This window comes from Oceanobacillus sp. FSL W7-1281, assembly GCF_037969835.1.
GTDB classification, from domain to species: Bacteria; Bacillota; Bacilli; order Bacillales; family Amphibacillaceae; genus Oceanobacillus; species Oceanobacillus oncorhynchi.
Genome location: NZ_CP150214.1, coordinates 2489208 through 2512705 on the forward strand (window position 1 = coordinate 2489208; position 23498 = coordinate 2512705).

General features: G+C 40.2%; 19 protein-coding genes and 1 other annotated feature. Of the genes, 1 reads left to right on the plus strand and 18 read right to left on the minus strand.

Going from position 1 to position 23498, the window contains the following annotated elements; genetic code table 11:
• Positions 1–14 precede the first annotated feature (14 nt).
• From spoVK to gltB, 3 genes are all read right to left on the minus strand, one after another.
• On the minus strand, positions 15–887 hold the full coding sequence (gene spoVK, locus MKX55_RS12420; RefSeq protein WP_339185239.1) for a stage V sporulation protein K: 873 nt from the start codon (positions 885–887) through the stop codon (positions 15–17).
• 229 nt (positions 888–1116) lie between these two features.
• Positions 1117–2613, minus strand: a complete 1497-nt coding sequence (locus tag MKX55_RS12425; RefSeq protein WP_339233086.1) for a glutamate synthase subunit beta — start codon at positions 2611–2613, stop codon at positions 1117–1119.
• Positions 2606–7180, minus strand: coding sequence for a glutamate synthase large subunit (gltB, locus tag MKX55_RS12430; protein ID WP_339177403.1), 4575 nt, complete (start codon positions 7178–7180; stop codon positions 2606–2608). The genes MKX55_RS12425 and gltB overlap by 8 nt, the downstream gene beginning before the upstream one ends.
• A 119-nt stretch (positions 7181–7299) precedes the next feature.
• Between gltB and MKX55_RS12435 the strand changes: the two genes are divergently transcribed.
• Positions 7300–8193 (plus strand): LysR family transcriptional regulator, encoded by an 894-nt coding sequence (locus MKX55_RS12435; RefSeq protein WP_339233087.1) that lies wholly within the window; start codon positions 7300–7302, stop codon positions 8191–8193.
• 110 nt (positions 8194–8303) lie between these two features.
• Here the strand turns inward: MKX55_RS12435 and mtnN are convergent, their stop codons facing one another.
• The 15 genes from mtnN to mnmA all read right to left on the minus strand — a co-directional run bounded on the left by mtnN (position 8304) and on the right by mnmA (position 23491).
• Positions 8304–8993 carry a 5'-methylthioadenosine/S-adenosylhomocysteine nucleosidase gene (gene mtnN / locus MKX55_RS12440; RefSeq protein WP_339233088.1) on the minus strand — a complete coding sequence of 230 codons (690 nt, stop codon included), beginning with the start codon at positions 8991–8993 and terminating at the stop codon, positions 8304–8306.
• 30 nt (positions 8994–9023) lie between these two features.
• Positions 9024–9740 (minus strand): YrrS family protein, encoded by a 717-nt coding sequence (locus tag MKX55_RS12445; RefSeq protein WP_339177409.1) that lies wholly within the window; start codon positions 9738–9740, stop codon positions 9024–9026.
• 450 nt (positions 9741–10190) lie between these two features.
• On the minus strand, positions 10191–10667 hold the full coding sequence (greA, locus tag MKX55_RS12450; protein WP_193062258.1) for a transcription elongation factor GreA: 477 nt from the start codon (positions 10665–10667) through the stop codon (positions 10191–10193).
• 206 nt (positions 10668–10873) lie between these two features.
• Positions 10874–11512, minus strand: a complete 639-nt coding sequence (gene udk, locus MKX55_RS12455; protein WP_042534315.1) for a uridine kinase — start codon at positions 11510–11512, stop codon at positions 10874–10876.
• Between the two features lie 21 nt (positions 11513–11533).
• Positions 11534–12172 carry an O-methyltransferase gene (locus tag MKX55_RS12460; protein ID WP_193062260.1) on the minus strand — a complete coding sequence of 213 codons (639 nt, stop codon included), beginning with the start codon at positions 12170–12172 and terminating at the stop codon, positions 11534–11536.
• A 230-nt stretch (positions 12173–12402) separates the two neighbouring features.
• Positions 12403–13521: an endolytic transglycosylase MltG gene (mltG, locus tag MKX55_RS12465; protein WP_193062262.1), complete on the minus strand. Its 1119-nt coding sequence runs from the start codon at positions 13519–13521 to the stop codon at positions 12403–12405.
• Positions 13522–13750: 229 nt separating this feature from the next.
• A complete protein-coding gene (locus MKX55_RS12470) occupies positions 13751–14026 on the minus strand; it encodes a DUF1292 domain-containing protein (RefSeq protein ID WP_042534317.1) in 276 nt (91 codons plus the stop codon).
• Entirely contained in the window at positions 14026–14451 is a 426-nt protein-coding gene (ruvX, locus tag MKX55_RS12475) for a Holliday junction resolvase RuvX (RefSeq protein ID WP_339233089.1), read from the minus strand. The genes MKX55_RS12470 and ruvX overlap by 1 nt, the downstream gene beginning before the upstream one ends.
• Positions 14448–14717 carry an IreB family regulatory phosphoprotein gene (locus MKX55_RS12480; protein ID WP_042534321.1) on the minus strand — a complete coding sequence of 90 codons (270 nt, stop codon included), beginning with the start codon at positions 14715–14717 and terminating at the stop codon, positions 14448–14450. Before MKX55_RS12480 ends, ruvX begins: the two co-directional genes overlap by 4 nt.
• Before the next feature lie 94 nt (positions 14718–14811).
• Positions 14812–17454 (minus strand): alanine--tRNA ligase, encoded by a 2643-nt coding sequence (gene alaS, locus MKX55_RS12485; protein WP_339233091.1) that lies wholly within the window; start codon positions 17452–17454, stop codon positions 14812–14814.
• Between the two features lie 52 nt (positions 17455–17506).
• Positions 17507–17710, minus strand: a binding site (T-box leader).
• 130 nt (positions 17711–17840) lie between these two features.
• On the minus strand, positions 17841–18905 hold the full coding sequence (locus MKX55_RS12490; RefSeq protein ID WP_339177415.1) for an AI-2E family transporter: 1065 nt from the start codon (positions 18903–18905) through the stop codon (positions 17841–17843).
• Positions 18906–19088: 183 nt separating this feature from the next.
• Positions 19089–19277: a hypothetical protein gene (locus tag MKX55_RS12495; protein WP_339177417.1), complete on the minus strand. Its 189-nt coding sequence runs from the start codon at positions 19275–19277 to the stop codon at positions 19089–19091.
• A 65-nt stretch (positions 19278–19342) separates the two neighbouring features.
• Complete coding sequence (locus MKX55_RS12500) at positions 19343–21679, minus strand: ATP-dependent RecD-like DNA helicase (RefSeq protein WP_339233092.1); 2337 nt, start codon at positions 21677–21679, stop codon at positions 19343–19345.
• Between the two features lie 12 nt (positions 21680–21691).
• Positions 21692–22363, minus strand: coding sequence for a tetratricopeptide repeat protein (locus tag MKX55_RS12505; protein WP_339177421.1), 672 nt, complete (start codon positions 22361–22363; stop codon positions 21692–21694).
• Between the two features lie 15 nt (positions 22364–22378).
• Positions 22379–23491, minus strand: coding sequence for a tRNA 2-thiouridine(34) synthase MnmA (gene mnmA / locus MKX55_RS12510; RefSeq protein WP_339233093.1), 1113 nt, complete (start codon positions 23489–23491; stop codon positions 22379–22381).
• Positions 23492–23498: the final 7 nt, after the last annotated feature.

Genomic DNA, 23498 nt, shown 5'->3' on the forward strand with positions numbered 1-23498 from the left:
CATTCCCATTATTTCTATTCTAGCAACAAATCCTGATCTGTTAAAACAATTAAATCCCTGGATACCAATTTATCAGAGGTTAGCAGCCGGACCGCCTGCAGCCGGATTGCTTTTTCAATTATATTTCGTACATATCTCGCATTCGAAAAATTATAATTATCTTCCCGCAGTTTTTTTGCCAAATGATTGCGAAACTTCCATTCCGCCTGTTTTGATAATTGATATTGTCTTTCACTCAGCATGCGATTTCCTATATTCAATAATTCATCCACAGAGTAATCATCAAAATCTAAAATAAATGGAAAGCGGGATTCAAGGCCGGGATTCATCGAAAGAAACCGGTCCATTTCACGCGGATAACCAGCAAGGATGAGAACCATATCTTCCCGTCCGTCTTCCATATGCTTCACAAGCAAATCAATCGCCTCTTTACCAAAATCCTTTTCTCCGCCGCGGGATAATGAATAAGCTTCATCAATAAACAGAATACCGCCCATCGCCTTCTGAATAACTGCTCTTGTTTTTTGCGCTGTCTGGCCGATATATTCTCCGACTAAATCAGCACGCTCCGCCTCTATAAAATGCCCTTTTGAGAGGATATTCATATCATGATAAAGCTTTGCTAATTTCCGGGCTACCGTTGTCTTTCCCGTTCCCGGATTTCCCTTAAACAGCATATGAAGAACCTGTTTCGTGCTTTTTAATCCTTCTTCCTTTCTCTTTTCATTGATAAGAATACTTGCATAAATCTCTTTAATGGACGTTTTTAAATCATTTAACCCGACAAACGATGCAAATTCTTTATCGACGATTTCAAGCGGCGAATGCTTTTGTTTTTTTACACGGAGATTCGCGCCGGATTGCGGTGTATTCTCACTTAATATAATATTAATACGGCCGTTTTTATACCCTTCTGCCTGTGCCAATTCTCCATCACCCCTTATTCCCTAACAATATACGCAAATACCTAAAAAGAAGTGACAGATGCCTATAAAGATTCGCCATAGGCTTATCAAAGCATAATGCATTTACCTTCATTAAAAAAGTATATTCATACAATAAGCGAGCTGCCCATCTAATAACAGACAGGTAACTCGCTTATTTATCGCTTTGTTTTTACATATTTGCAACAGTCGGCAAGGAAGTGGTTCCCATTAAATATTCATCAACCTGATAAGCCGCTTCTCTTCCTTCATTAATCGCCCAGACAATTAAACTCTGACCACGGCGGGCATCTCCTGCTGTAAATATATTTTCTTCTGTTGTTAAAAACTTTCCATAAGCTGCAAGCACACGGTTTCGCATCGTTTTCACCCCAAATGCTTTGACAGCTGTTTCCTCAGCACCTTCAAAACCGATAGCAATTAAAACAAGCTGTGCCGGCCATACTTTTTCAGTTCCTGGTATTTCCTCAAAAAAGAATACGCCATTTTCATCCTGTTTTTTCTCCATTTGAATCGTATGCAGTTCTTTTAAATTCCCCAGCTCATCTGTTACAAATTTTTGTGTCTGAATGGAATATTCACGAATATCCTTCCTGAATTTTTCTTTTGCTTCCTTGTGCGCGTATTCCAGGCTGAATACCTGCGGATAAGCCGGCCATTGATTGGATCCAGCCCGCATCACTGGCAGCTGCGGATGCTTTCCGAATTGAACAATGCTTTTAGCACCCTGACGAAGGGCTGTTGCGATGCAATCCGCACCTGTATCTCCGCCACCGATAACAATCACATCTTTTCCTTCTGCATTTAACTCCTCTTCCAATTCGATATCTGCATCAAGCAGCTTTTTCGTTGAGCGGGTCAGATAATCCATCGCAAAGCGGATTCCTTTTCCATCTCTTCCTTCTAACGGCAGATCACGATGCTTTTGGGCACCAGTACAAATAAGCACAGAATCAAAGCTTGCTTTGATTTCCTCAGCTGAAATATCCTTTCCTACCTCGGTGTTTAACACAAAACGAATCCCTTCCTGCCGAAGCAATTGAATACGCCGTTCCACGACTCCCTTATCCAGCTTCATGTTTGGAATACCATAGGTCAATAATCCACCGGCGCGGTCTGCACGTTCGTAAATAGTTACTTCATGCCCCGCCTGGTTTAATTGATCCGCTGCCGCTAATCCAGCTGGTCCCGAACCAATAACAGCGATTTTTTTGCCAGTACGCACTTCTGGAATTCGCGGTTCAATCCAGCCTTCTTCAAAGCCTTTATCAATAATTTTCTGCTCAATATTCTTGATCGATACAGCCGGGTCATTAATTGCTACGGTACAAGAGCCTTCACATGGGGCAGGACAAACTCTCCCGGTGAATTCAGGAAAATTATTAGTTTTCATCAACCTGTCTAACGCTTCTCTCCATCTACCTTTATAAACAAGGTCATTCCACTCCGGAATCAGATTATAGACAGGGCAGCCTGAGGTTGCCCCCTCGATTTCCATGCCGATATGACAAAACGGAATACTGCAATCCATGCAGCGCGCACCCTGCTGGCTTGCTGCATCATCAGAGAAGGTGCCAGCGTACTCTTTCCAGTCTTTTATTCTTTCAAGCGGGTCACGCTCCGTTGCTTTTTTTCTTTTAATTTCCATAAATCCAGTTGCTTTACCCATTTACTCTGGCTCCTTTCTCTTCCTTCATCAAGGATTCCTCATCTAGCTTTACGGTCATTTCGTTATTTTTCTTTGCCATAAACGCTTCATAACGCGCATCTTCAGCACTTAATCCCTGTTCTTTAAACCATTGAATCTGCTGAAGCATTAATTTATAGTCTGCCGGGATTACTTTGACAAATTTCTTCACTTCTTCCTTCCAGTGCTTTAAGATAAATGCTGCTTTCTCACTGTTGGTATAATCTAAATGATTGATAATCAAATCTTTTACTTCTTCCTGTTCTCCCAGATCAGTTATTTCTTCAAATTGAATCAGCGTCGCATTTGTCAAAGCTCGGAAAGCAGGAACATCATCCGGCCTTACATAAGCAATTCCGCCAGACATTCCAGCTGCGAAGTTTTTACCGACATTGCCAAGGATAACCACTCTGCCGCCTGTCATATACTCGCATCCATGATCTCCGACGCCTTCTACAACAATTTTTGCACCGCTGTTTCTGACTGCAAAACGCTCGCCGGCATAGCCATGAATATATGCTTCACCGTTTGTTGCACCATAGAAGGAAACATTTCCTGCGATGACATTATGGCTTGCGTCAATGGTTGTTTCTTCCGGCGCACGCACAATCACTTTCCCTCCTGAAAGCCCTTTGCCTACATAGTCATTGGCATCTCCAGTTACTGTCATGGTCATACCTGCTGGAATAAACGCACCGAAGCTTTGACCGGCTGAACCGGTAAAATGTAGATTGATGGTATCCTCCGGCAGGCCTTCCTCTCCATATTTAGCTGTAATCTCACTGCCGGCAATCGTACCGGCAACACGATCCGTATTTTTTATAGAGAAGCTGGCTTCCATTGCTTCGCCTGTTTCCAATGATTCTTGAACAGCAGGCAGAATTTCTTTTATATCTAAGGATTGATCTAATTTATGATCCTGCTGTGTGGTGTTTCTTTTGGTTCCTTCCACCTGATAAACAAGCGTTGATAAATCGAGATGCTTCGCTTTCCAATGTGCGTCAGCACGCGCTGACCTTTCCAGATATTCTGTACGCCCAATCATTTCATCCATTGTCCGGAAGCCAAGCTCTGCCATAATTTCCCGGACCTCTTCCGCAATAAACTGCATATAGTTCACAACATGGTCCGGGTCTCCGGCAAACTTTTTACGAAGCTCCGGATTTTGGGTAGCGACACCGACTGGGCAGGTATCCTTGTGACAGACGCGCATCATCACACAGCCGACTACAACGAGCGGCGCTGTAGCAAACCCATATTCCTCCGCTCCCAGCAAAGCTGCTGTTACAACGTCTTTTCCAGTTAGCAGCTTACCGTCTGTTTCTAAAATAACACGGTCTCTCAGTCCGTTTATCATTAATGTCTGATGCGCCTCTGCCAAACCCAGTTCCCACGGCAGACCAGTATGCTTAATACTTGTTTTTGGCGAAGCTCCTGTTCCTCCATCATAACCGACTACAGAAATAACATCTGCATTTCCTTTAGCCACACCGGCAGCTATCGTTCCGACACCTGATTTAGCAACTAGCTTGACACTTACTCTTGCGTTGCGATTCGCATTTTTCAAGTCATGGATTAACTGCGCCAAATCTTCAATTGAGTAAATATCGTGATGTGGAGGCGGAGAAATTAAATCGACTCCAGATGTCGACCTGCGCACATCAGCAACCCATGGATATACTTTTTCCGCTGGCAGCTGACCGCCTTCTCCAGGCTTCGCTCCTTGCGCAACTTTAATTTGCAGTTCTTTCGCATTTACTAAATAGTTGCTCGTAACACCAAAGCGGCCGGATGCTACCTGCTTAATTGCGCTGGATCGTAAATCCCCATTCGCATCCGGGGTGAAGCGTGCTGTATCCTCGCCGCCTTCTCCGCTGTTGCTTTTACCGCCGAGACGATTCATGGCAATTGCCAATGTCTCATGCGCCTCTTTACTAATAGATCCGAACGACATCGCTCCTGTTTTAAATCGTTTTACAATCGTGTCCACAGATTCTACCTCATCGATAGAAATCGAGTTTGTCTTTTTAAAGTCAAATAGATTTCGTAAAAAGCCGATACGCGCTTCATTTGATTCTTTAGAAAATTGCTTGAACAGCTTATAGTCCCCGCGCCGGCAGGACCATTGCAGCTTATAAATCGTTGATGGATTAAATGCGTGATGTTCACCTGTTTTTCGCCATTGAAACTCACTTCCTGAATCCAGAAGCTGATCAAATGCTTCCTGATACCCTTCCTGATGACGTTTCTCTGTTTCAAGCTGAATCACACCCAAATCAATTCCGTCTATTTGCGAAGCCGTTCCGGTAAAATAATCTTCAATGACTTGCTTGCTGATGCCGACCGCCTCAAAAATCTGAGCACCGCGATAGCTCTGTACAGTTGAAATTCCGATTTTAGACATTACTTTGATAATACCTTCTGTCGCCACGGCAATGTATTTTGCCTGTGCTTCTTTTGGATTTAACGCTAACTTATCCATTTCAAATGCCTGATGGTAGGTTTGATACACGAGATATGGGTAAATCGCATCGACTCCATAACCAAGCATGGCTGCAAAATGATGGACCTCACGCGCTTCTCCTGACTGGATAAGGATACTTGCTTTTGTCCGGATACCTTCACGAATTAAATATTGATGCAGCCCGCTGACCGCAAGCAGGGCAGGTATCGCTTTTTGCATTTGATCCATTTCTGTATCCCGAAGTACCAGTATATTTTTCCCTTTATAGATTGCAGCTTTCGCTTGTTCAAATACTTGTTTCAGCGCAGCTTCCAAATCATCTGTAAATAACGTTTCAATGACCTCCGCTTTTAAGCCGTCTATTTCGTTATTTTCAATTCTTTTCATCTGCACATTCGATAGAATTGGTGAATCTAAGCGGATTCGTCTTTTCTTTTCAGTTTCCGGGTGAAGTATATCCCCCTCGCTTCCGAGCCAGGTCAGCATGGATGTCACTAACTGCTCCCGATAAGCATCAATCGGCGGATTCGTCACCTGAGCAAAGAGCTGTTTAAAATAATTGAACAGACTTTGCGGACGTTCGGATAGAACAGCTAACGGAGCATCATTCCCCATTGCACCGATCGGATCCTTTCCATCCTGCACAAGCGGAATCAAATACTTTTCAATATCCTCCATCGTATAACCGAATGCTTTTTGCTTATGGTACAATTGCGGATCCATTTCTATGCTTTCATCAACTTCTGGAGCTAAGACGGCGGTTTGTCCCTTTACCCAATCCTGATAAGGATATTCTGTTATAATAGCAGATTTTATCTCTTCATCGGAAACAATTCTTCCTTTCTCGATATCTACTAACAGCATTTTCCCCGGGCTTAATCGTTCCTTTAATAAAACATTGCTTTCCTCTACGTCAACGACACCTACTTCAGAGGAATAGATAATGTAATCATCCTTTGTCACATAATACCTTGCCGGGCGCAGTCCATTTCGATCTAATATTGCTCCGATTTGCTTCCCATTCGTAAAGGTAATTGATGTTGGCCCATCCCAAGGTTCCATCATCAGACTGTGATATTGATAAAAAGCGCGTCTTTCCTGATTCATATGGCTATTCTTATCCCATGGTTCAGGAATCAGCATCATCGCCGCATGAGCAGGCTCTCTTCCTGCAAGTGTTAAAAATTCCAGTGCATTATCTAATGTTGCTGAATCACTTCCGTCACTGCGGATAATTGGCAGCAGTTTTTCTAAATCATCGCCAAATGCATCAGAAACAAATTGTTTTTCTCTCGCCCGCATCCAATTGACATTTCCCCGTAATGTATTAATTTCGCCATTATGGATTAAATAGCGGTTCGGATGCGCCCGTTCCCAGGATGGAAATGTGTTAGTACTGAAACGGGAATGAACAAGTGAAAAAGCTGAAACAAAATCTTTTTCCTGTAAATCTAAATAAAATCCGTTCACCTGCTCCGGAGTCAGCAAGCCCTTATATACAATGGTTCTGGCAGAAAGACTCGGAACATAGAAGCGAATATTCTTTTCCTCAGCCCAATGCTCTGCTTGTTTACGAATCACATACAGCTTTCTTTCAAAAGCCATTTCATCTGCCGCCATAGTCGACCGAATAAATACCTGCTTAACTTCCGGGAGCGTTTCTACTGCGCCTTTCCCGATACAAGCAGTGTCTACAGGCACATCTCTCCATCCAATCAACTGCTGTCTCTCCTCAGCAATCAACTGATTGACTTGGTTTATGACTGCTGTTTGCTCTTGTTTATCTTGAGAAAGAAAGATCATACCCACAGCATATTCTCCTGTAGATGGCAGTTGAAATTCCGGACAGACTCTTCTGAAATATTGATCGGGAATCTGTACCATTAAACCAGAACCGTCGCCCGTCATCGGATCACTTCCCTGTCCGCCACGATGCTCTAGCTTACAAAGCATATCCAGCCCTTTTGTAACTATGTCATGCGTCTGCTTCCCTTTAATATGTGCATATAAGCCAATGCCGCAAGCATCATGTTCAAAATCCGGGTGGTATAGACCTTGTGCTTTTGGCAAATCTTGAAATATCATCTTTGTTCCTCCATTCCGTAATCAATAAAAGTGGGTAAGATATATTTTATGTTTTTTTATTTATCGAAACAATATATAATAAACATAGGAATAATCTAATTTTGATATGAGGTGGAAATATGGAACTGCGTCAATTAAGATATTTTGTTGCTGTAGCAGAAAGAGAACATGTATCAGAAGCCGCCTTTGAGCTGCACGTTGCCCAGTCTGCAATCAGCCGGCAAATCTCCAATTTAGAAAGTGAATTAGGGGTTCAGCTTTTTGAAAGAGTCGGAAGAAATGTACATTTAACACCAATCGGAAAAATATTTTTAACGCATATAAAATCCGCTTTAAGAGGAGTGGATTATGCTAAGAAACAGGTCGATGAATACTTAGACCCGGAAGGCGGTTCAATAAAAATTGGCTTTCCGACAAGCTTAGCCAGTAACCTTTTGCCAACCGTTTTATCCGCATTTAAGAAAAGCTATCCAAATATCCGTTTTCAATTAAGACAGGGCTCTTACAATTTTCTAATTGAATCTGTCCGGAATAGAGAAATTGATTTAGCATTTCTTGGTCCTGTCCCCGATAATCAGCCGGACATCATTGGCAAGGTTCTATTTATGGAAAATTTCTATGCTCTTATTCCCAGTTCTCACGCCAAATCAAACGAAGAAAAAATTTCTGTCGCAGAGTTAGAAGAGGAAAATTTCGTATTGTTTCCTGAGGGGTATGTGCTTCACCAGCTCGTTATTGATGCTTGTATCCGTTCAGGGTTTACACCGAATATTCAATCCCAGGGAGAGGACTTAGATGCCATTAAAGGATTAGTTGCGGCCGGGATGGGGATTACGTTACTTCCTGAAAGTGCCTTTAATGATTTAAATACCGCTTATAGCGCCAAGGTAGCTATTGATAATCCGCCTCTCAAGCGGGCAGTCGGTATTATTATTCCAAAAAATCGCAACCTGGCGCCATCTGAACGAGTCTTTTATAATTTTATTCAGGATTATTTTGAATCTGAAGAGTAAAAAGATAGCCGTCCAGGTCTTCAAAGATGATATTTCACAAAGAAGTAACTATGCATTAAAAAAACTCGTATTCGCCCATTAGCAAATACGAGTTTTTCTAACTAAACAACTTATAATTCACGAACCATTTTTATAATCACATCCGCTGCATTCTTTGCTGCTTTTTCTAAAAATACATCGAATGAAACCGATGATTTCTTTCCGGCAATATCTGATAATGCTCGAATAATGACAAATGGCGTTTGATATTGATAGCATACCTGCGCAATTGCAGCAGCTTCCATTTCTAAAGCAAGCATTTCAGGAAAACGTTCACGGACAACAGCTGTCTGATCCTCACGCTGTATAAACGAATCACCAGTTGCAATGATACCTGTTTCCGCCTGAATACCTGATTCTAATACTACCTTACCTGCCAAATCTATCAAATCCGAAGAGGCTGTATAGACTGCAGGCATCCCCGGAACTTGTCCATAGACATAATTAAATGCTGTCGCATCCACATCATGATGCAATACGTCGGTGGAAATAACAACATCTCCAACCTCCAGATTTTCAGCAAAACCTCCAGCAGACCCGGTATTAATAATTTTATCCGGATTAAACCGTTCATGTAAGATGGTTGCAGACATGGCTGCATTTACTTTCCCGATACCGGATAGCATGAGGACAACTTTTTTCCCTTCCAGGTGACCTTGATAAAAATAAGTCTTTGCTATTTCAATTTCTTGTACATCAGTCATGCTTTGCTTCAGTAATTCAATTTCTTCATCCATTGCTCCAATAATTCCGATAGTCATTCTAATCCTCCATTATTGTCCCGCGTCAATTTAATTCAATTCTTCTACCTGAGTCGGCTGCCAGCCTTCACCGTCTACCCAATCTAGGAATACACGATAATTCTCTGAATTGCTTGAATCAGAAACGGTAGCAATTACTTTGTCAGGTCCATTATTTCCAACCCAGTGCTCTATCATACCATCTTCGCTTAAACCAGTGACCTTGGAGACTGCACTCTTAATTTCAACACGGTCTGCAGATCCATCACTAAAATCTGTATTATGCTCACCTTCCTGTTCTGTACCTATCGGATCCCAGTCACCGGTATAGGCCTCCGCAACGTCATCACCGGATGGTTCTGCAGACTCTCTGTCTTCGTAGGAATTATCTTCTTCATTTTCTTCCTCATTCTCATCTTCTTCATTGGCTGCATCATCATCTGCATTCTCGTCTTCGTCTTCATTGTCTTCTTCTCTATTTGCGTCCTCATTGTCAGATTCATTGTTATTTTCTTCATCTTCATTAGAATCCGGATCGGTTATTAAAAAGCCATTATCATCTTCTCCGCCGGCATCCCCATTATCTTCCTCTGACGTATTTTCGGATGCATCCGATTCAGTACCTTCCTCTGTTGTATCATCTCCGCCGCCAAACACCCATACCGCAAGAAAAATAACTAAGACGATTCCTGCAGCAATAGATAGAATGGTAATTGCGTTTGTATTTTTTCTTCTTTTTTCAAATTTGTTTGATCTTGTCTGACTCACCAGAGATTCCCCCTCGCTACACTATTTACTTTATACTATCCTATCGAATCCAGCGATTTTTGTCTATTCTATTTTAGCACAAAATTGCTGTTTATTTCTTGTTTAAACTTAAAGGATTAAGAGAATGTGATGAAGATAGACGCCTTATTTAAATCCTTAAAATTTCGGGTATGTAATACTATTCGTTCAGATTGTTTGGTTTTTAACGTTTTAATTAGAAAACTATTGCGTTTCCCGTTTCACAACATCGCTGCATTAATGCAGCAAGCAGGTTTATATTTTCAAACAGCATAGAAATATATAGAAGTACGAAAACTTACAGTTATGTTTAACTGTAAGTTTTCGTACTTCTAAAATATACGTTTGGACAACCTTTCTACTGGTCAAAGATAATATCTTTTTCTCAGCAGCTTCATCAAGATAAAAGCTTACGCAAACGCTTTCCAATTTTTATTCAACATTGGTTATACGGACTTCAATGTCTCCAGCTGGTGTAGCTACGGAAACTTCCTGTCCAATTTCTTGTCCTAACAGGCTTTTGGCCATTGGAGAATCATTGGAAATTTTTCCTTCGAACGGATCAGCTTCTGCACTGCCGACGATAGTATACGTTTCTTCATCCCCATCAGGCAATTCTACAAACGTAACTGATTTTCCAAGTCCAACTACATTAGGATCTTCATTATCATTCTCAATAATGACGGCATTGCGAATCATGTTTTCTACCTGGGTAATACGCTGTTCCACAAACGCTTGCTCATCTTTTGCCGCATCGTACTCCGAGTTCTCGGACAAATCTCCGAAATCACGAGCTACTTTTATTCTTTCAACGACCTCTTGGCGACGGTCCGTTTTTAAATAATGCAGTTCTTCCTCTAACTTGTCTTTCCCCTCTTGTGTCATGTAAAAGCTTTTTTCTGCAGCCATCTTCTAAACACTCCTTCTGATTTCTTTTCTATCTGGTAATAATCGCAGCTTATTCTCGAATCTGGTTTATCTAAAAGAACACAGCTGCCTATTCCAAGTATATATAAATTAATTAATAAAATTGGCTATATAGCTTATGTGCTAACTCTTCAAAATATACTAATCAATACTATGGCAGATATTACCTAAAATATCAAGAAAAATAATTATAAATTTGAATTCTTTACTAAGATATTTTCAATTTTAGATGCCATAATATCCACTGCAACATGATTTTCTCCGCCCTCTGGGATAATCAAATCTGCATACCGTTTTGACGGTTCAATAAATTGCATATGTGCCGGCCGGACCACTTGAATATACTGGTCAATGACTGAATCCAATGTTCTCCCGCGATCTTTAATGTCTCTTAATAGACGGCGGATAATTCTCAAATCAGCATCGGTATCGACAAATACTTTTATATCCATTAAATCAACGAGGTTAGCATCCTCTAAAATCAGAATTCCTTCAACGATAATGACTTCTTTGGGCTCAACATGGATTGTTTCTGTTGAACGGTTATGCACCTTATAATCATATATAGGCTTTTCAATTGATTTATATTCAAGTAATTGTTGAAGATGCTCTACTAATAAATCGTTATCAAATGCCAAGGGATGGTCATAATTTGTTTTTAATCTTTCCTCAAAAGGAAGATGCGACTGATCCTTATAATATGCATCCTGTTCAATTACCAGGATGGACGTTTCCTTAAAACGCTCATAAATAGCTCTTGTAACGGAGGTTTTTCCGCTGCCGCTTCCCCCGGCAACACCGATTACAACGGGTTTATTTTTTTCCATGCTGCTAACTCCTTACACATCTTACTTTTTATAGCTAATGGAGACACCATCATCCATCGGTATAATCGATGTATGATAATCCGGATGATTCATTAGCATCTCATTGTACGATCTTAATTTCCGTACCAGTGTTTTATATTTTTTAGGCACCTCTTCATCCGAGCAGACCATGCCCCGAAATAATACATTATCGGTAATCAATACACCTCCGGGCGTCAGCATTTTATCTGCTAAATCAAAATAAACTTGATATTGCCCTTTTGCTGCATCAATAAAAATAACATCATACTGTAATTTTTTTTCAGCTAATTCCTGCATGACTTCTGCGGCGTCTCCTAAAATAACTTCGATTTGATTATCACGTCTCTGTTCCTTGATATTCGTGATTGCTTCCTGATAACGATTGGTATCTTTTTCAATGGTAACGATATTTGCTTTTGACGCTCCTTCCAGCATACGCAATGCGGAATAACCAATCGCTGTGCCTACTTCTAAAATCTTTTCCGGCTGCTTCATCTGTAAAATAAGATTAATCATATGCATGCTGCTCCGGTTGATAATCGGCACATGATTGACTTCGGCATATTTTTCAAGAACGTCTGCAGTTCCTGAAGAAGCAGGAAGCAGATTTTCCAAGTAGCTCTCGATATCTTTTTCCATTTCATCATTTCCTTTTACATTCAACCATTATAATTGGTTCTTCACCAAAATCGATGGATGACAATGCAGCTTTATTTTTAATATTAACAACCGCTGTGGAGGGTCATGCCAGGGTGAGTAATCGCAACCCTTGGAAAAACACGCCCCTTTCCTGACGGCTAAAAAAGAAAACGGAAAATGGAGAAGCTCTCCATTAGTCCGTTTAAGAGTGAGCACTTTTGGAACACACTTTAATTAATATATTCTTCCCGGTTTTCTACATGTTCATCAAATGTTTCAGCAAAGTGAATATTACCATCTTCATCATGTAAGAAATACAGATAATCGGAATCTTCCGGTGAGATTACTGCTCTAAGGGAGTTTTCCGCAAAATTCGATATCGGGCCTATTGGCAGTCCATCCACCAAATAGGTGTTGTAAGGTGATTCGGTTTCTAAATCATCAAAGGTGACCACTGCTTGATGTTCTCCTTTTGCATACAATACCGTTGGATCTGTCTGCAGCTGGATATCCTCATCCAAACGATTCTGGAATACGCCGGCAATTTGAGCGCGCTCCTCTTCATGAGCAGTTTCTTTTTCCACTACGGACGCAAAGGTTATTGCTTCGTGTGGAGTAAAACCTCGATCTGCAATCTCTCCTTCATATTGCTGGAAGATAGAGTTTGTTTGTTCGATCATACGATCTATTATCGATTCAATGGATGGTTCTTCTTCATAAAACTCATAGGTGGAAGCAAACATATAACCTTCTAAAGGAGTACGAATATCTTCATCCAGAATATCCTCCGTCAATAAGGAAGGGTATTTCTCCATTAATTCATCAATAAAATCAGGATCATTGGCAACCTCCAGGAAATCTTCCTCCGAAAAAGAAAGCTGCTCACTATATATTTCAGCAATTTGGTCTACAGTCAATCCTTCAGGAATTGTAATCGTATGGACCGCATCGACAATAATTCTTCCATGCTGCAGCGATTCAATAATTTCATCCATGCTCATGGCTGTATTGAATGTATAATTCCCAGCTTGAAATTCGTTCACATTATTAAATTTTGTATAAAAACGAAATACACGTGCATCCTTGATAATTCCGTTTTCTTCAAGTATCCCGGCTATCGTTGAACTGGAAGAGCCAATCGGGATTTCCACTTCTACCGGAGTTGAATTTTCTTCATCAATAGGCTGCAGTGCTGAATGAATATATAAATAACCTGAAATCCCGCCGATTATTAAGATGAGCGTAAAACAAACAATAATAATTGCGACAATCTTTCTTACTTTAGAAGCATCTTTTGCTCTTTGTATAAGATTCTTTTGGAATCCATTATGCTTGTCATCTTTTGACACTCTGTGTCCCCCTTTCATCCGCTTCATTATACTAAATTCATATAAAATTATCCAATATTCCTGTTATTTTATTTCATCCTTCTACATCTTAAACAAAAAGATTCATTTTCAACAGGAATTTTGAAAAAACATATATGTCAGCAGGTGTGAAAGGGGATGAGAAGCAGCAATTACACGGGAAAAGAAAGCTGATGTCACAAAATGTGAATGTCAGCTTTCTTTTATCTCTTTACTCTTCTTCTTCAGCTAATGTGTTTAACATTTCTTCTACCATGCTCCACTCTTCATCGGAATCAATCGGGTACAGAGTAAAATCTTCATTCTCCTGTTCTTCGTAACGGAATGCGTAAACCTCTACCTCTTCATCCTCTGCTTGTTCAGCAGGCACGACAGCTATATAAGATTGTTCTGTTTCATCCACATCAAAGGTGAATAGCACTTCAAACAAATGCTCGTCCCCATTTTCGTCGGGGATAATAATGCGTTCCTTTTCTTCCAATGTCATTATATAATGCCTCCTTTTGAATCTAGATAACCCTGCAAAATCATTGTAGCTGCCATCTTATCAATTACTTTTTTTCTTTTCTTGCGGCTTATGTCCGCTTCCAGCAGTACACGTTCCGCTGCCATCGTGGTTAAACGCTCGTCCCATAATACCACAGGCAATTCATACTTTTCCTTTACATACGCAGCATAGCGCTCGGACGCCTCGCCTCTTTCGCCAATCGTGCCGTTCATATTTTTAGGGAGTCCGATTACAATCAGAGATGCTTCATTTTCCTCAATCAGACCCTTTAGTTCTTCATCTGCAGATTCAAATTCATTCTCATTCCAATAAATAGTGGTTAACCCTTGCGCTGTCCAGCCAAGAGCATCACTTACGGCAACACCTATTGTTTTTGAACCCACGTCTAAACCTATCGCTTTCATGAATTCTCCTTATTCTGTTCTAGATAAAACTTTACAAGTTCTTCAATAACTTCATCCCGTTCAACTTTACGTATCAAATTACGCGCATCATTATATCTAGGAATGTATGCAGGATCACCTGACAATAGGTATCCAACAATCTGATTGATCGGATTATATCCTTTTTCCTGTAATGATTCATGAACAGTCATTAAAATCTTTTTAATATCCTGGTCAAATGGTTCTTCGGAAAAGTTGAATTTCATTGTTTTATCAATTGAACTCATAATGACACCTCGTCCTTCATTAACCTTCTTCTTCTATTTTAACATGTTTATCTCTATCATTATACTTATTAACGAGAAAACATACAACCAAGGATTAAGCATTTGTCACGTCTGTTACATAAGTTAAAGCACTTTGTAATGCTTCTGTAACTTTAGATGGGTCTTTTCCCCCAGCCTGTGCCATATCCGGACGGCCACCGCCGCCGCCGCCGCAAATTGCAGCTGCCTGCTTCACCAAGTTTCCAGCATGGAGATTTTGTTTCATCAGGTCTTTTGTCACTCCTGCAATAAGCTGTACTTTATTATTATTGACAGCTGCGAGAAGAATTACACCTGATTCTATTTTTTGTTTTAATTCATCTCCCATCGAACGCAATTGATTCATATCTTTCACGTCGACTTGTTTAGCTAGTACTTTTACATTATTTACCTCTTTTATTTCATCTAAGATAGAGGATGCTTCCAGATTAGATAGTTTAGCCTGCAGTGAATCTACCTGTTTTTGTGTTTCTTTTAATTCCGATTGTAAAGCCGTCACTTTTTGCGGAATCTGCTCGTCTTTGGCTTTCAATAATGCGCCTGACTGCTTCAGCAATTCAATTTTATTATTTAAATAGCTGTAAGCTTCTTTGCTTGTAACAGCCTCAATTCTTCTTGTACCTGCACCTATCCCGCTTTCTGATACGATTTTAAACAAGCCTATCTCAGCGGTATTGCTCACATGGCACCCGCCGCACAACTCAATACTGTAATCATTGATTTGGACAACACGGACGACATCGCCATATTTTTCACCGAATAATGCCATTGCCCCCATCGCTTTTGCTTCTTCAATTTCTTTTGTTTCAATCACGACCGGAATCGATTCCCATATTTTTTGATTCACTATTTTTTCGATTTCTTCCAGCTCTTCGTCCGTTACACTGCTGAAATGAGAAAAATCAAAGCGGAGACGATTAGTTCCGTTCAATGAACCTGCCTGGTTAACATGGGAGCCCAAAACATCTTTTAAAGCCTGATGAAGTAAATGTGTTGCCGTGTGGTTTTTAATGACATCATTCCGAAATGCACGGTCAACAACTGCTTCTACTTGTTCAGCAATCTGTAATATGCCTTCTTTTACTTCTACACGGTGAATATGCTGCCCATTTGGAGATTTTTGTACATCGGTTACAACCGCATAGGAATGATCTGTTTGAATGAAGCCAATATCAGCAACTTGTCCGCCGCTTTCCGCATAAAATGGTGTTTCCTTCAGCAGGATATATGCTTCTTGGCCTGCTTCTGCAGATTCTGTTGTTTCTTTGCCCTGAATGATTGCTTGAATGACCGTTTCTTTTTCTAATAAAGAATATCCTACAAATTTACTTTCTACATCTATCGTTGAAAAAACAGTGTCTTGAACCTGCATGGAGTCCACTTTTTGACGTGCATTTCTTGCTCTTTCACGCTGCAGCTTCATTTCATTATCAAAGCCTTCTTGATTCACAGTAAATCCAAGTTTTTCTACATATTCTTCTGTTAATTCCTTTGGAAAACCGTACGTATCATATAAACGGAATACTTCTTCTCCAGGAAATACATTACTTCCTTTTTCTTTTTCCGACTCAATGAGCTTGGTTAAGATTTCTAACCCATCATTCAACGTTTCATGGAAGCGCTCCTCTTCCACTTTAATTATTTTTTGAATGTAGTCTGTTTCCTTCACAACCTCCGGATAGAAATCCTTCATAATTTCAGCTACGACTGGAACAAGACGGTACATAAAGGCTTCATGGATGTTAAGATCCTTCGCAAAACGGATAGCACGGCGAATCAGTCTGCGCAGGACATAGCCTCTGCCTTCATTCGATGGCATGGCTCCATCACCAATGGCAAAGCTGACTGTACGAATATGATCAGCAATTACTTTAAATGCCGTATCCGCTGCATCGTCTTTCCCATATTTGCTGTCTGCAATCAGTTCCGTTGCCTGGATGATTGGCATAAATAAATCTGTTTCGTAGTTTGTAGGCACTTCTTGAATAATGGAGGTTAACCGCTCCAGCCCCATTCCTGTATCAATGTTTTTCTTTGGCAGAGGGGTGTACGTATCGTCTGGATTATGGTTAAATTGCGAAAACACGAGATTCCAAACCTCTAAATACCTGCTGTTTTCTCCCCCCGGATACAGCTCCGGATCAGCCGGGTCATTTCCATAGCTTTCGCCTCTATCATAAAAAATCTCGGTATTCGGTCCGCTTGGTCCTTCTCCAATATCCCAGAAGTTTTCCTCTAATCGGATGATCCGCTCTTTTGGCAGACCAATTTTTTGCAGCCAAAGATCATACGCTTCATCATCTTCCGGGTGAACCGTGACAGATAATTTTTCCGGGTCAAAACCAATCCATTTCTCATCTGTCAAAAACTCCCATGCCCATTCAATCGCTTCTTCTTTAAAATAATCACCGATGGAGAAGTTTCCTAGCATCTCAAAAAACGTATGGTGACGCGCTGTAAAACCGACATTTTCAATATCATTTGTACGTATTGCTTTTTGTGCATTCACAATCCTTGGATTATCCGGGATAATCCGGCCGTCAAAATATTTTTTTAATGTTGCCACCCCGCTATTAATCCAGAGAAGTGTAGGGTCTTCATGCGGTACTAATGAAGCACTTGGTTCAACCTGATGCCCTTTCTCTTTAAAAAAATCAATAAACATTTGCCGAATTTCTGCGGAACTCAAAAATTTCATTATCGTTTTCCCTCCTTTTTTTATCAAACAAAAAATCTCCTCTCTGCATCATTGCAGGGACGAGATTTCGCGGTACCACCCTTATTATGAACAATCCATGTTCATCACTTTCATCATTATAACGGTATGATACCGACGGGGATTAGCCGTACTCCAGTGTAGCTTTCCATAACAATATAATTAGGATTCCTTTCAGCCGGGGGAGTCCCTCTCTTGAAATATCATGTCATGTACTTAATACCTTCAACGTGTTCTACATGATTGAAAATGACAGTTTTTTATCATTTCCTATTGTTTGTATGATTATAGCGTTATTATAGTGATTTTTCCGCTGTATGTCAATTTTTCGCCTTTAAAAAAATATATAGTGAAATACTTATTTTAATTCAACCGGCTTTTGACATTTGATACTGCTGAATCAATACTTTCAACATAGTAAAAACAGGAACAGAAATAACCATACCGATGACGCCAGCCAGTTGGCCGCCCAATAATAAGGCGAAGATAATCCCGATTGGATGAATCTTTACTGTTTTCCCCATTATATACGGCGATAATAGATTGCTTTCAATCAATTGGATGATAAAGATAATTACGATAACGAATAACGCTTTTTCCGGTTCCACCATATAAGCAACAGTTACAACCGGGATGGCACCGAGGATCGGACCAAAATAAGGAATGATGTTGACGATTGCCAGAATGATACCAAGCAATAAAGCATAAGGTAAATCTAACCACATCCAGCTCAGAGTGGAAATAACACCAACAGCTGCACTGATAATAAACTGTCCCCGGATATAACCGCCAAGTCCTTTTCCAATTTCCCGGCATACATTTCCTGTATCGCTTCGATATTTATATGGGATAAGTCGAAATAGAAAAGATTTGATAAATGGATAATCCTTTAAGAAATAAAAGACAAGGACCGGGATAATCGTTAAGAGAATAACCGCATCCATCATTCCATTAAAACCGCCGATGATTTTCCCTGAAAAGTTGTTCATCGCATTCTCTAGGGATTGAATAAACATATCCATCCGGTCATGTACGGTCTCCGGTAAAAAAGCAGTAGAGGTATATACCTTATTTAACCCGTCTTGGTACAGCGCGATAAATTCTGGAAAGTTACGGCTCATTTCCTTCACTTGTTCAACGATTAATGGATACGCGCGATATATTGCGTAGCCGGCACCTCCAAAAAAAAGCAGATATATAACTAATATTGCGATTCCGCGGTGGATCCGGTACCGATGCAGCCACTCAATCAATGGGTGCAGCAAGAAAGCCAAAATTCCTGCAATCAAAAATGGAAGCACCAGCTTAAAGACAAAAGAAAAAAATGCCGCATAATATGGTTTGGTGATAGCTAAAAAATATAAAAGAATAAAAGAAAGGATAGCAATCACAAGAAAATAAACGACTTGTTTTGCTTTTATTTTTTTCCACATAATAATCACTCCCAGTCCATGGTAGTGTAACCAACAGACTGGGAGTTTATAATAGGATGTTCAAAAAGTTACTAAATGATAAGCGGCGAACTTTTTCTTTTTAGCTGACGTGGTTTTTCCGATGGGGCTGGGACTGCGGTTACTCGCCCCGCCGAAAACCATTGCCCGCTTTAGAAACCCATATTATAATAATCTTCTCTCTTCTTTTGAAAATAAGTCATCTAATGAACTGAGTGTCCCGTCCGCTTCGACCTGGTGGATGTGTAATTCCTTTCCAGACACCGTCAATTCAATTGAGCAAACCCAGCAATAATAGCTTGTGGGACTTAATTTTCCTATTTGTTTTTCCCGGCAATTTGGACATACTAGCATACATCTTCATCCTTTTTCTGCTTCTATCAGTCCAAGTATTGCCCTAAATAAAATTTTTTATACATTTAATCCATAAAATCGTAAGGAGACAGTTCTTCCTCCGGGATATCCTCTATCGTTTCATATTCCTTCTTCTCTGCTTTTTGATTCGCTAATTGAATGTGCAGCATTTCCTGCAGTGAAGTATATCTGCGATTCGTATCTTCCGTTTGCACACCTTTGATAAAAGCCTCTTTTTCACCGCAAATAATCAATGACTCTTTTCCTCTTGTAATTGCTGTATATAAGAGATTTTTTCGCAGCATGCGATGATGTGAGTAGACAACAGGAAGAATCACAATCGGGAATTCACTCCCCTGTGATTTATGAATGGAAATACAAAACGCATGAGTAAAGTTATTATAATCTTTTCGAATGAAAACAACTTCTTTATCTTCAAATGCAATTACAATCTGTTCTTCATTCTCTGCATTTTCTTCCGGTTTAAACATGGCGACAATCTCTCCAATGTCCCCATTGTATATACCATCCTCAGGCTGATTGATTAACTGTATTACACGGTCGCCGACACGATAAACTACATCCTGAAATGCAATCTCCCGTTTTTTCTCGCCGGGAGGATTAATCAATTGCTGCAATGCTTCATTTATTGCATGAATGCCAGCTTGCGAACGATACATGGGAGACAGCACCTGAATAGAAGAAGAATCAATTCCTTTTTTTTGTGCTTTATCAATAATAGATGTCAACACATCGGTCATCTGATAATCATGGCAGGAAATAAAACTGAAATCACGCGCATTCTCCAACGAACTTTTATCACAATTGGTGTTTTTAATTTGATGAGCCAGCTGAATAATTTTAGAGCCCTCTTTTTGACGATATACATCCGTTAATGAAATAACCGGCAATACCTCACTTTTCATCAAATCGGTTAAAACCTGGCCCGGCCCCACCGACGGAAGCTGATCTTCATCTCCAACCAGAATAATCTGCATCGTATCGGGAATAGCTTTAAATAAATGATTGGCTAACCAGGTATCAACCATAGAAAATTCATCAACAATCAGCAGCTTTCCGGATAATGGTTCATGCTCATCTTTTTCAAAGCTGCCCATTCCGTTCCAGCCAAGTAATCGATGGATGGTAACAGCCGGCAAACCAGTTGATTCAGACATTCGTTTGGCTGCCCGGCCGGTAGGAGCTGTTAATATAAACGGAAAATTATCTTTCTTTTGATAATCCGATAGATTTAAAGAAAGCTCGTGGATTTGGGCAAAAGCTTGAATAATTCCGGTAATTACCGTTGTTTTCCCCGTTCCAGGTCCGCCTGTTAAAATCATAATTTTTGAGTGGATAGCCTGAACAATGGCATCAAATTGTTCTTTACCATAGCTTAATGACTCTTCTTCTTCAATCTCACCCGTTATTTTCAAAAGCTCCGCTAAAGGCACTTCATCCTCTATCGGTTTGGTAAGAATTTTTTTCAGACTGGCAGTAAAGTTATCCTCTGCATAATATAACGAAGGCAGATAAACACGTTCATCAATGACAATAATCTTTTTCTCTGTATTTAACTGCATGATAACATCAGAAACAGAGCCTTGGTCTGGATTAGGCAGATGAAGTAAATAAATAACCTCCTGCATACATTTTTCAAACGGAAGGTACACATGACCTGCCTGCATGCTTTGCTGCAGAATATAAATGACACCTGCACCAATACGGCTTTCATGTGTATGTGAAATCCCTTGTCCAGAAGCTATTTGATCTGCCATTTTGAACCCAAATCCTTCAATATCAAAAACATATTGATACGGATCTTTTTTCAGAATCTCTAATGCTTCATCTCGATAAGTCTGATAAATGACCTGAGCCATTTTCAGACCAATTCCGTACTCTGATAATTTAACAGCAACCCGTTCAAATCCTTGATTTTCCCGGAGACGCTCAGCCAGCTTTTTTCCTGTTTCCTTGGATACGCCGGAAACGCCGTCTAAAACAGAGGAATCATCCATAATTTTAGACACAGCATTCTCTCCAAGCTTTTCTACAATTTTTAAGGCACTCTTTTTTCCAACGCCGTAAAATAAATCACTGGATAAATATTGGACAAGCCCATCCTTTGTGGTCGGCAGAATGGTCTCATAGGATTGTACTTTTAATTGTGAACCATAGCGGGGATGCTTTTCCATCACTCCATAAAAACAATAGGCAGTCTGATCCTGGAGCTGATCAAAATACCCCTTCACAATGATTTCTTTATCTTGATAATCAAGGTTTGTTTTTGTTATTTTAATTCGGACGATAGAGAAATGTTCTGCCTCATTGCGAAAAATTGTATTGATGACGCTCCCTGTTACAAAAGGCAGTGCTTCCTTTGTTTCTATCTGGTTTCCCATGATGATTACCCCTTATTTATCCTCAAATTGCTCCATATACTGTAATGCAATTTTCTTTCCATTTGCAGCTAAGACATGATCTGACTGCAATTCCAGTGCTTTTTCAAAGTGATGCAAAGCTTCCTTTGTCTTCTCATGGAATAAGGCAATCACGCCCAGATTATAATAAGCATCGCTATGTTCTTTATTTAATTCAAGCACTTTTTCAAATGTCTTTTGCGCTTCCTCCAGCAGTTCGCCCTGCGCCAGAGACAGACCATATTGGAACAGAAAGCTTTCATCCTGTGAATCTAGTTCTGTTGCCCGCAGTAAATATGGTAAAGATAACTTCCACTGTTCCTGATTCCGGAAGCACATCCCGAGCATAAAGTAAGCATCCGCTTCCTCCAGCCCCTGCTCAATTGCCTTTAGAAAGTTTTGCGAAGCTTTCTGGTAATCTTCCTGGTCAAAATAAAGGTTACCCAAACCATAATATGCGGTTGCGGCCTTTTCATCCAGCTCAACAGCCCGCTTAAAAAAGCGTTCTGCCCTTTCTGACTCATTCAGCTGCATTAAAAGATTGCCGAAATTAATATAACCCAATGGATCGTTTGGAGATTCTTCAATGATTTCGTTAAACAGCTGTGCTGCTTCTTCATATTTTTTTTCATTTAATAGTGTAATTGCCTGCTGATTTTTATCCATATACTAACCATCCTACTAACCAACATATTGTAATGCTTTATTATCTTTGATAATTTCATCGATTGTTCCGCCGCCGAGACAAACATCACCTTGATAAAATACCACAGCTTGTCCTGGTGTAATTGCCCGCTGGCTCTCTTTAAATGCGACATACGCTTTATCATCTTTCACTGTCACAGTTACTTCTGAATCTTTTTGACGATACCGGAATTTCGCTGTGCAAGTAAATGTTTCTTCTATTTGATCCGGCTGTATCCAGTTAATATCCGTTGCTACGAGTGAATCCGAATATAGATAGTCATTATGATAGCCTTGTGCAACATATAAATAATTATCTTTTAAATTTTTCCCCACAACAAACCAAGGATCTCCAGAACCGCCGATGCCAAGCCCCTGACGCTGACCGATTGTATAGTACATTAACCCATCATGATTTCCTTTTTCAATCCCGTCCAACGTCATCATTTTTCCTGGCTGTGCCGGCAAATATTCACTTAAAAAGGTTTTAAAATTTCGTTCTCCAATAAAACAGATGCCGGTAGAGTCTTTCTTCGCTGCCGTTACCAAACCATAATCAGCTGCAATTTTGCGGACCTCCGGCTTTGGCAGATGCCCTAACGGAAACATGACTTTTTCTAATACATCTGAGCTGAGTTGATTTAAGAAATAAGTTTGATCCTTATTGTCATCCGCCCCGCGCAGCATTTGAATACTGCCATTTTCATCTCTTGCCACCTGCGCATAATGTCCGGTAGCTAGATAATCTGCCCCTAAAGAAAGCGCATGGTCAAGAAATGCTTTGAACTTGATTTCTTTATTACACATCACATCCGGATTTGGCGTTCTTCCCGCTTTATATTCATCCAGAAAATAGGTGAATACCTTATCCCAGTATTGTTTTTCAAAATTGACTGAGTAATAGGGTATATCTAATTGATTACAGACCCGGACAACATCATCAAAGTCTTCTGTCGCGGTACAGACTCCAAATTCATCTGTATCATCCCAGTTTTTCATAAAGATCCCTACAACATCATATCCTTGTTCTTTTAATAGTAGTGCTGCAACGGAAGAGTCGACACCGCCGCTCATACCAACAACAACACGTGTATTTTTATTCTCTTTCATTTCCGCC

Excerpts from the sequence above, each read along its gene's own strand:
- MKX55_RS12425 (WP_339233086.1), bottom strand. The coding sequence starts at position 2,613 with ATGGGTAAAGCAACTGGATTTATGGAAATTAAAAGAAAAAAAGCAACG.
- gltB (WP_339177403.1), bottom strand. The coding sequence starts at position 7,180 with ATGATATTTCAAGATTTGCCAAAAGCACAAGGTCTATACCACCCGGAT.
- MKX55_RS12435 (WP_339233087.1), top strand. The coding sequence starts at position 7,300 with ATGGAACTGCGTCAATTAAGATATTTTGTTGCTGTAGCAGAAAGAGAA.
- mtnN (WP_339233088.1), bottom strand. The coding sequence starts at position 8,993 with ATGACTATCGGAATTATTGGAGCAATGGATGAAGAAATTGAATTACTG.
- greA (WP_193062258.1), bottom strand. The coding sequence starts at position 10,667 with ATGGCTGCAGAAAAAAGCTTTTACATGACACAAGAGGGGAAAGACAAG.
- udk (WP_042534315.1), bottom strand. The coding sequence starts at position 11,512 with ATGGAAAAAAATAAACCCGTTGTAATCGGTGTTGCCGGGGGAAGCGGC.
- MKX55_RS12460 (WP_193062260.1), bottom strand. The coding sequence starts at position 12,172 with ATGGAAAAAGATATCGAGAGCTACTTGGAAAATCTGCTTCCTGCTTCT.
- MKX55_RS12470 (WP_042534317.1), bottom strand. The coding sequence starts at position 14,026 with ATGACATTGGAAGAAAAGGAACGCATTATTATCCCCGACGAAAATGGG.
- ruvX (WP_339233089.1), bottom strand. The coding sequence starts at position 14,451 with ATGAAAGCGATAGGTTTAGACGTGGGTTCAAAAACAATAGGTGTTGCC.
- MKX55_RS12480 (WP_042534321.1), bottom strand. The coding sequence starts at position 14,717 with ATGAGTTCAATTGATAAAACAATGAAATTCAACTTTTCCGAAGAACCA.
- alaS (WP_339233091.1), bottom strand. The coding sequence starts at position 17,454 with ATGAAATTTTTGAGTTCCGCAGAAATTCGGCAAATGTTTATTGATTTT.
- MKX55_RS12490 (WP_339177415.1), bottom strand. The coding sequence starts at position 18,905 with ATGTGGAAAAAAATAAAAGCAAAACAAGTCGTTTATTTTCTTGTGATT.
- MKX55_RS12495 (WP_339177417.1), bottom strand. The coding sequence starts at position 19,277 with ATGCTAGTATGTCCAAATTGCCGGGAAAAACAAATAGGAAAATTAAGT.
- MKX55_RS12500 (WP_339233092.1), bottom strand. The coding sequence starts at position 21,679 with ATGGGAAACCAGATAGAAACAAAGGAAGCACTGCCTTTTGTAACAGGG.
- MKX55_RS12505 (WP_339177421.1), bottom strand. The coding sequence starts at position 22,363 with ATGGATAAAAATCAGCAGGCAATTACACTATTAAATGAAAAAAAATAT.
- mnmA (WP_339233093.1), bottom strand. The coding sequence starts at position 23,491 with ATGAAAGAGAATAAAAATACACGTGTTGTTGTTGGTATGAGCGGCGGT.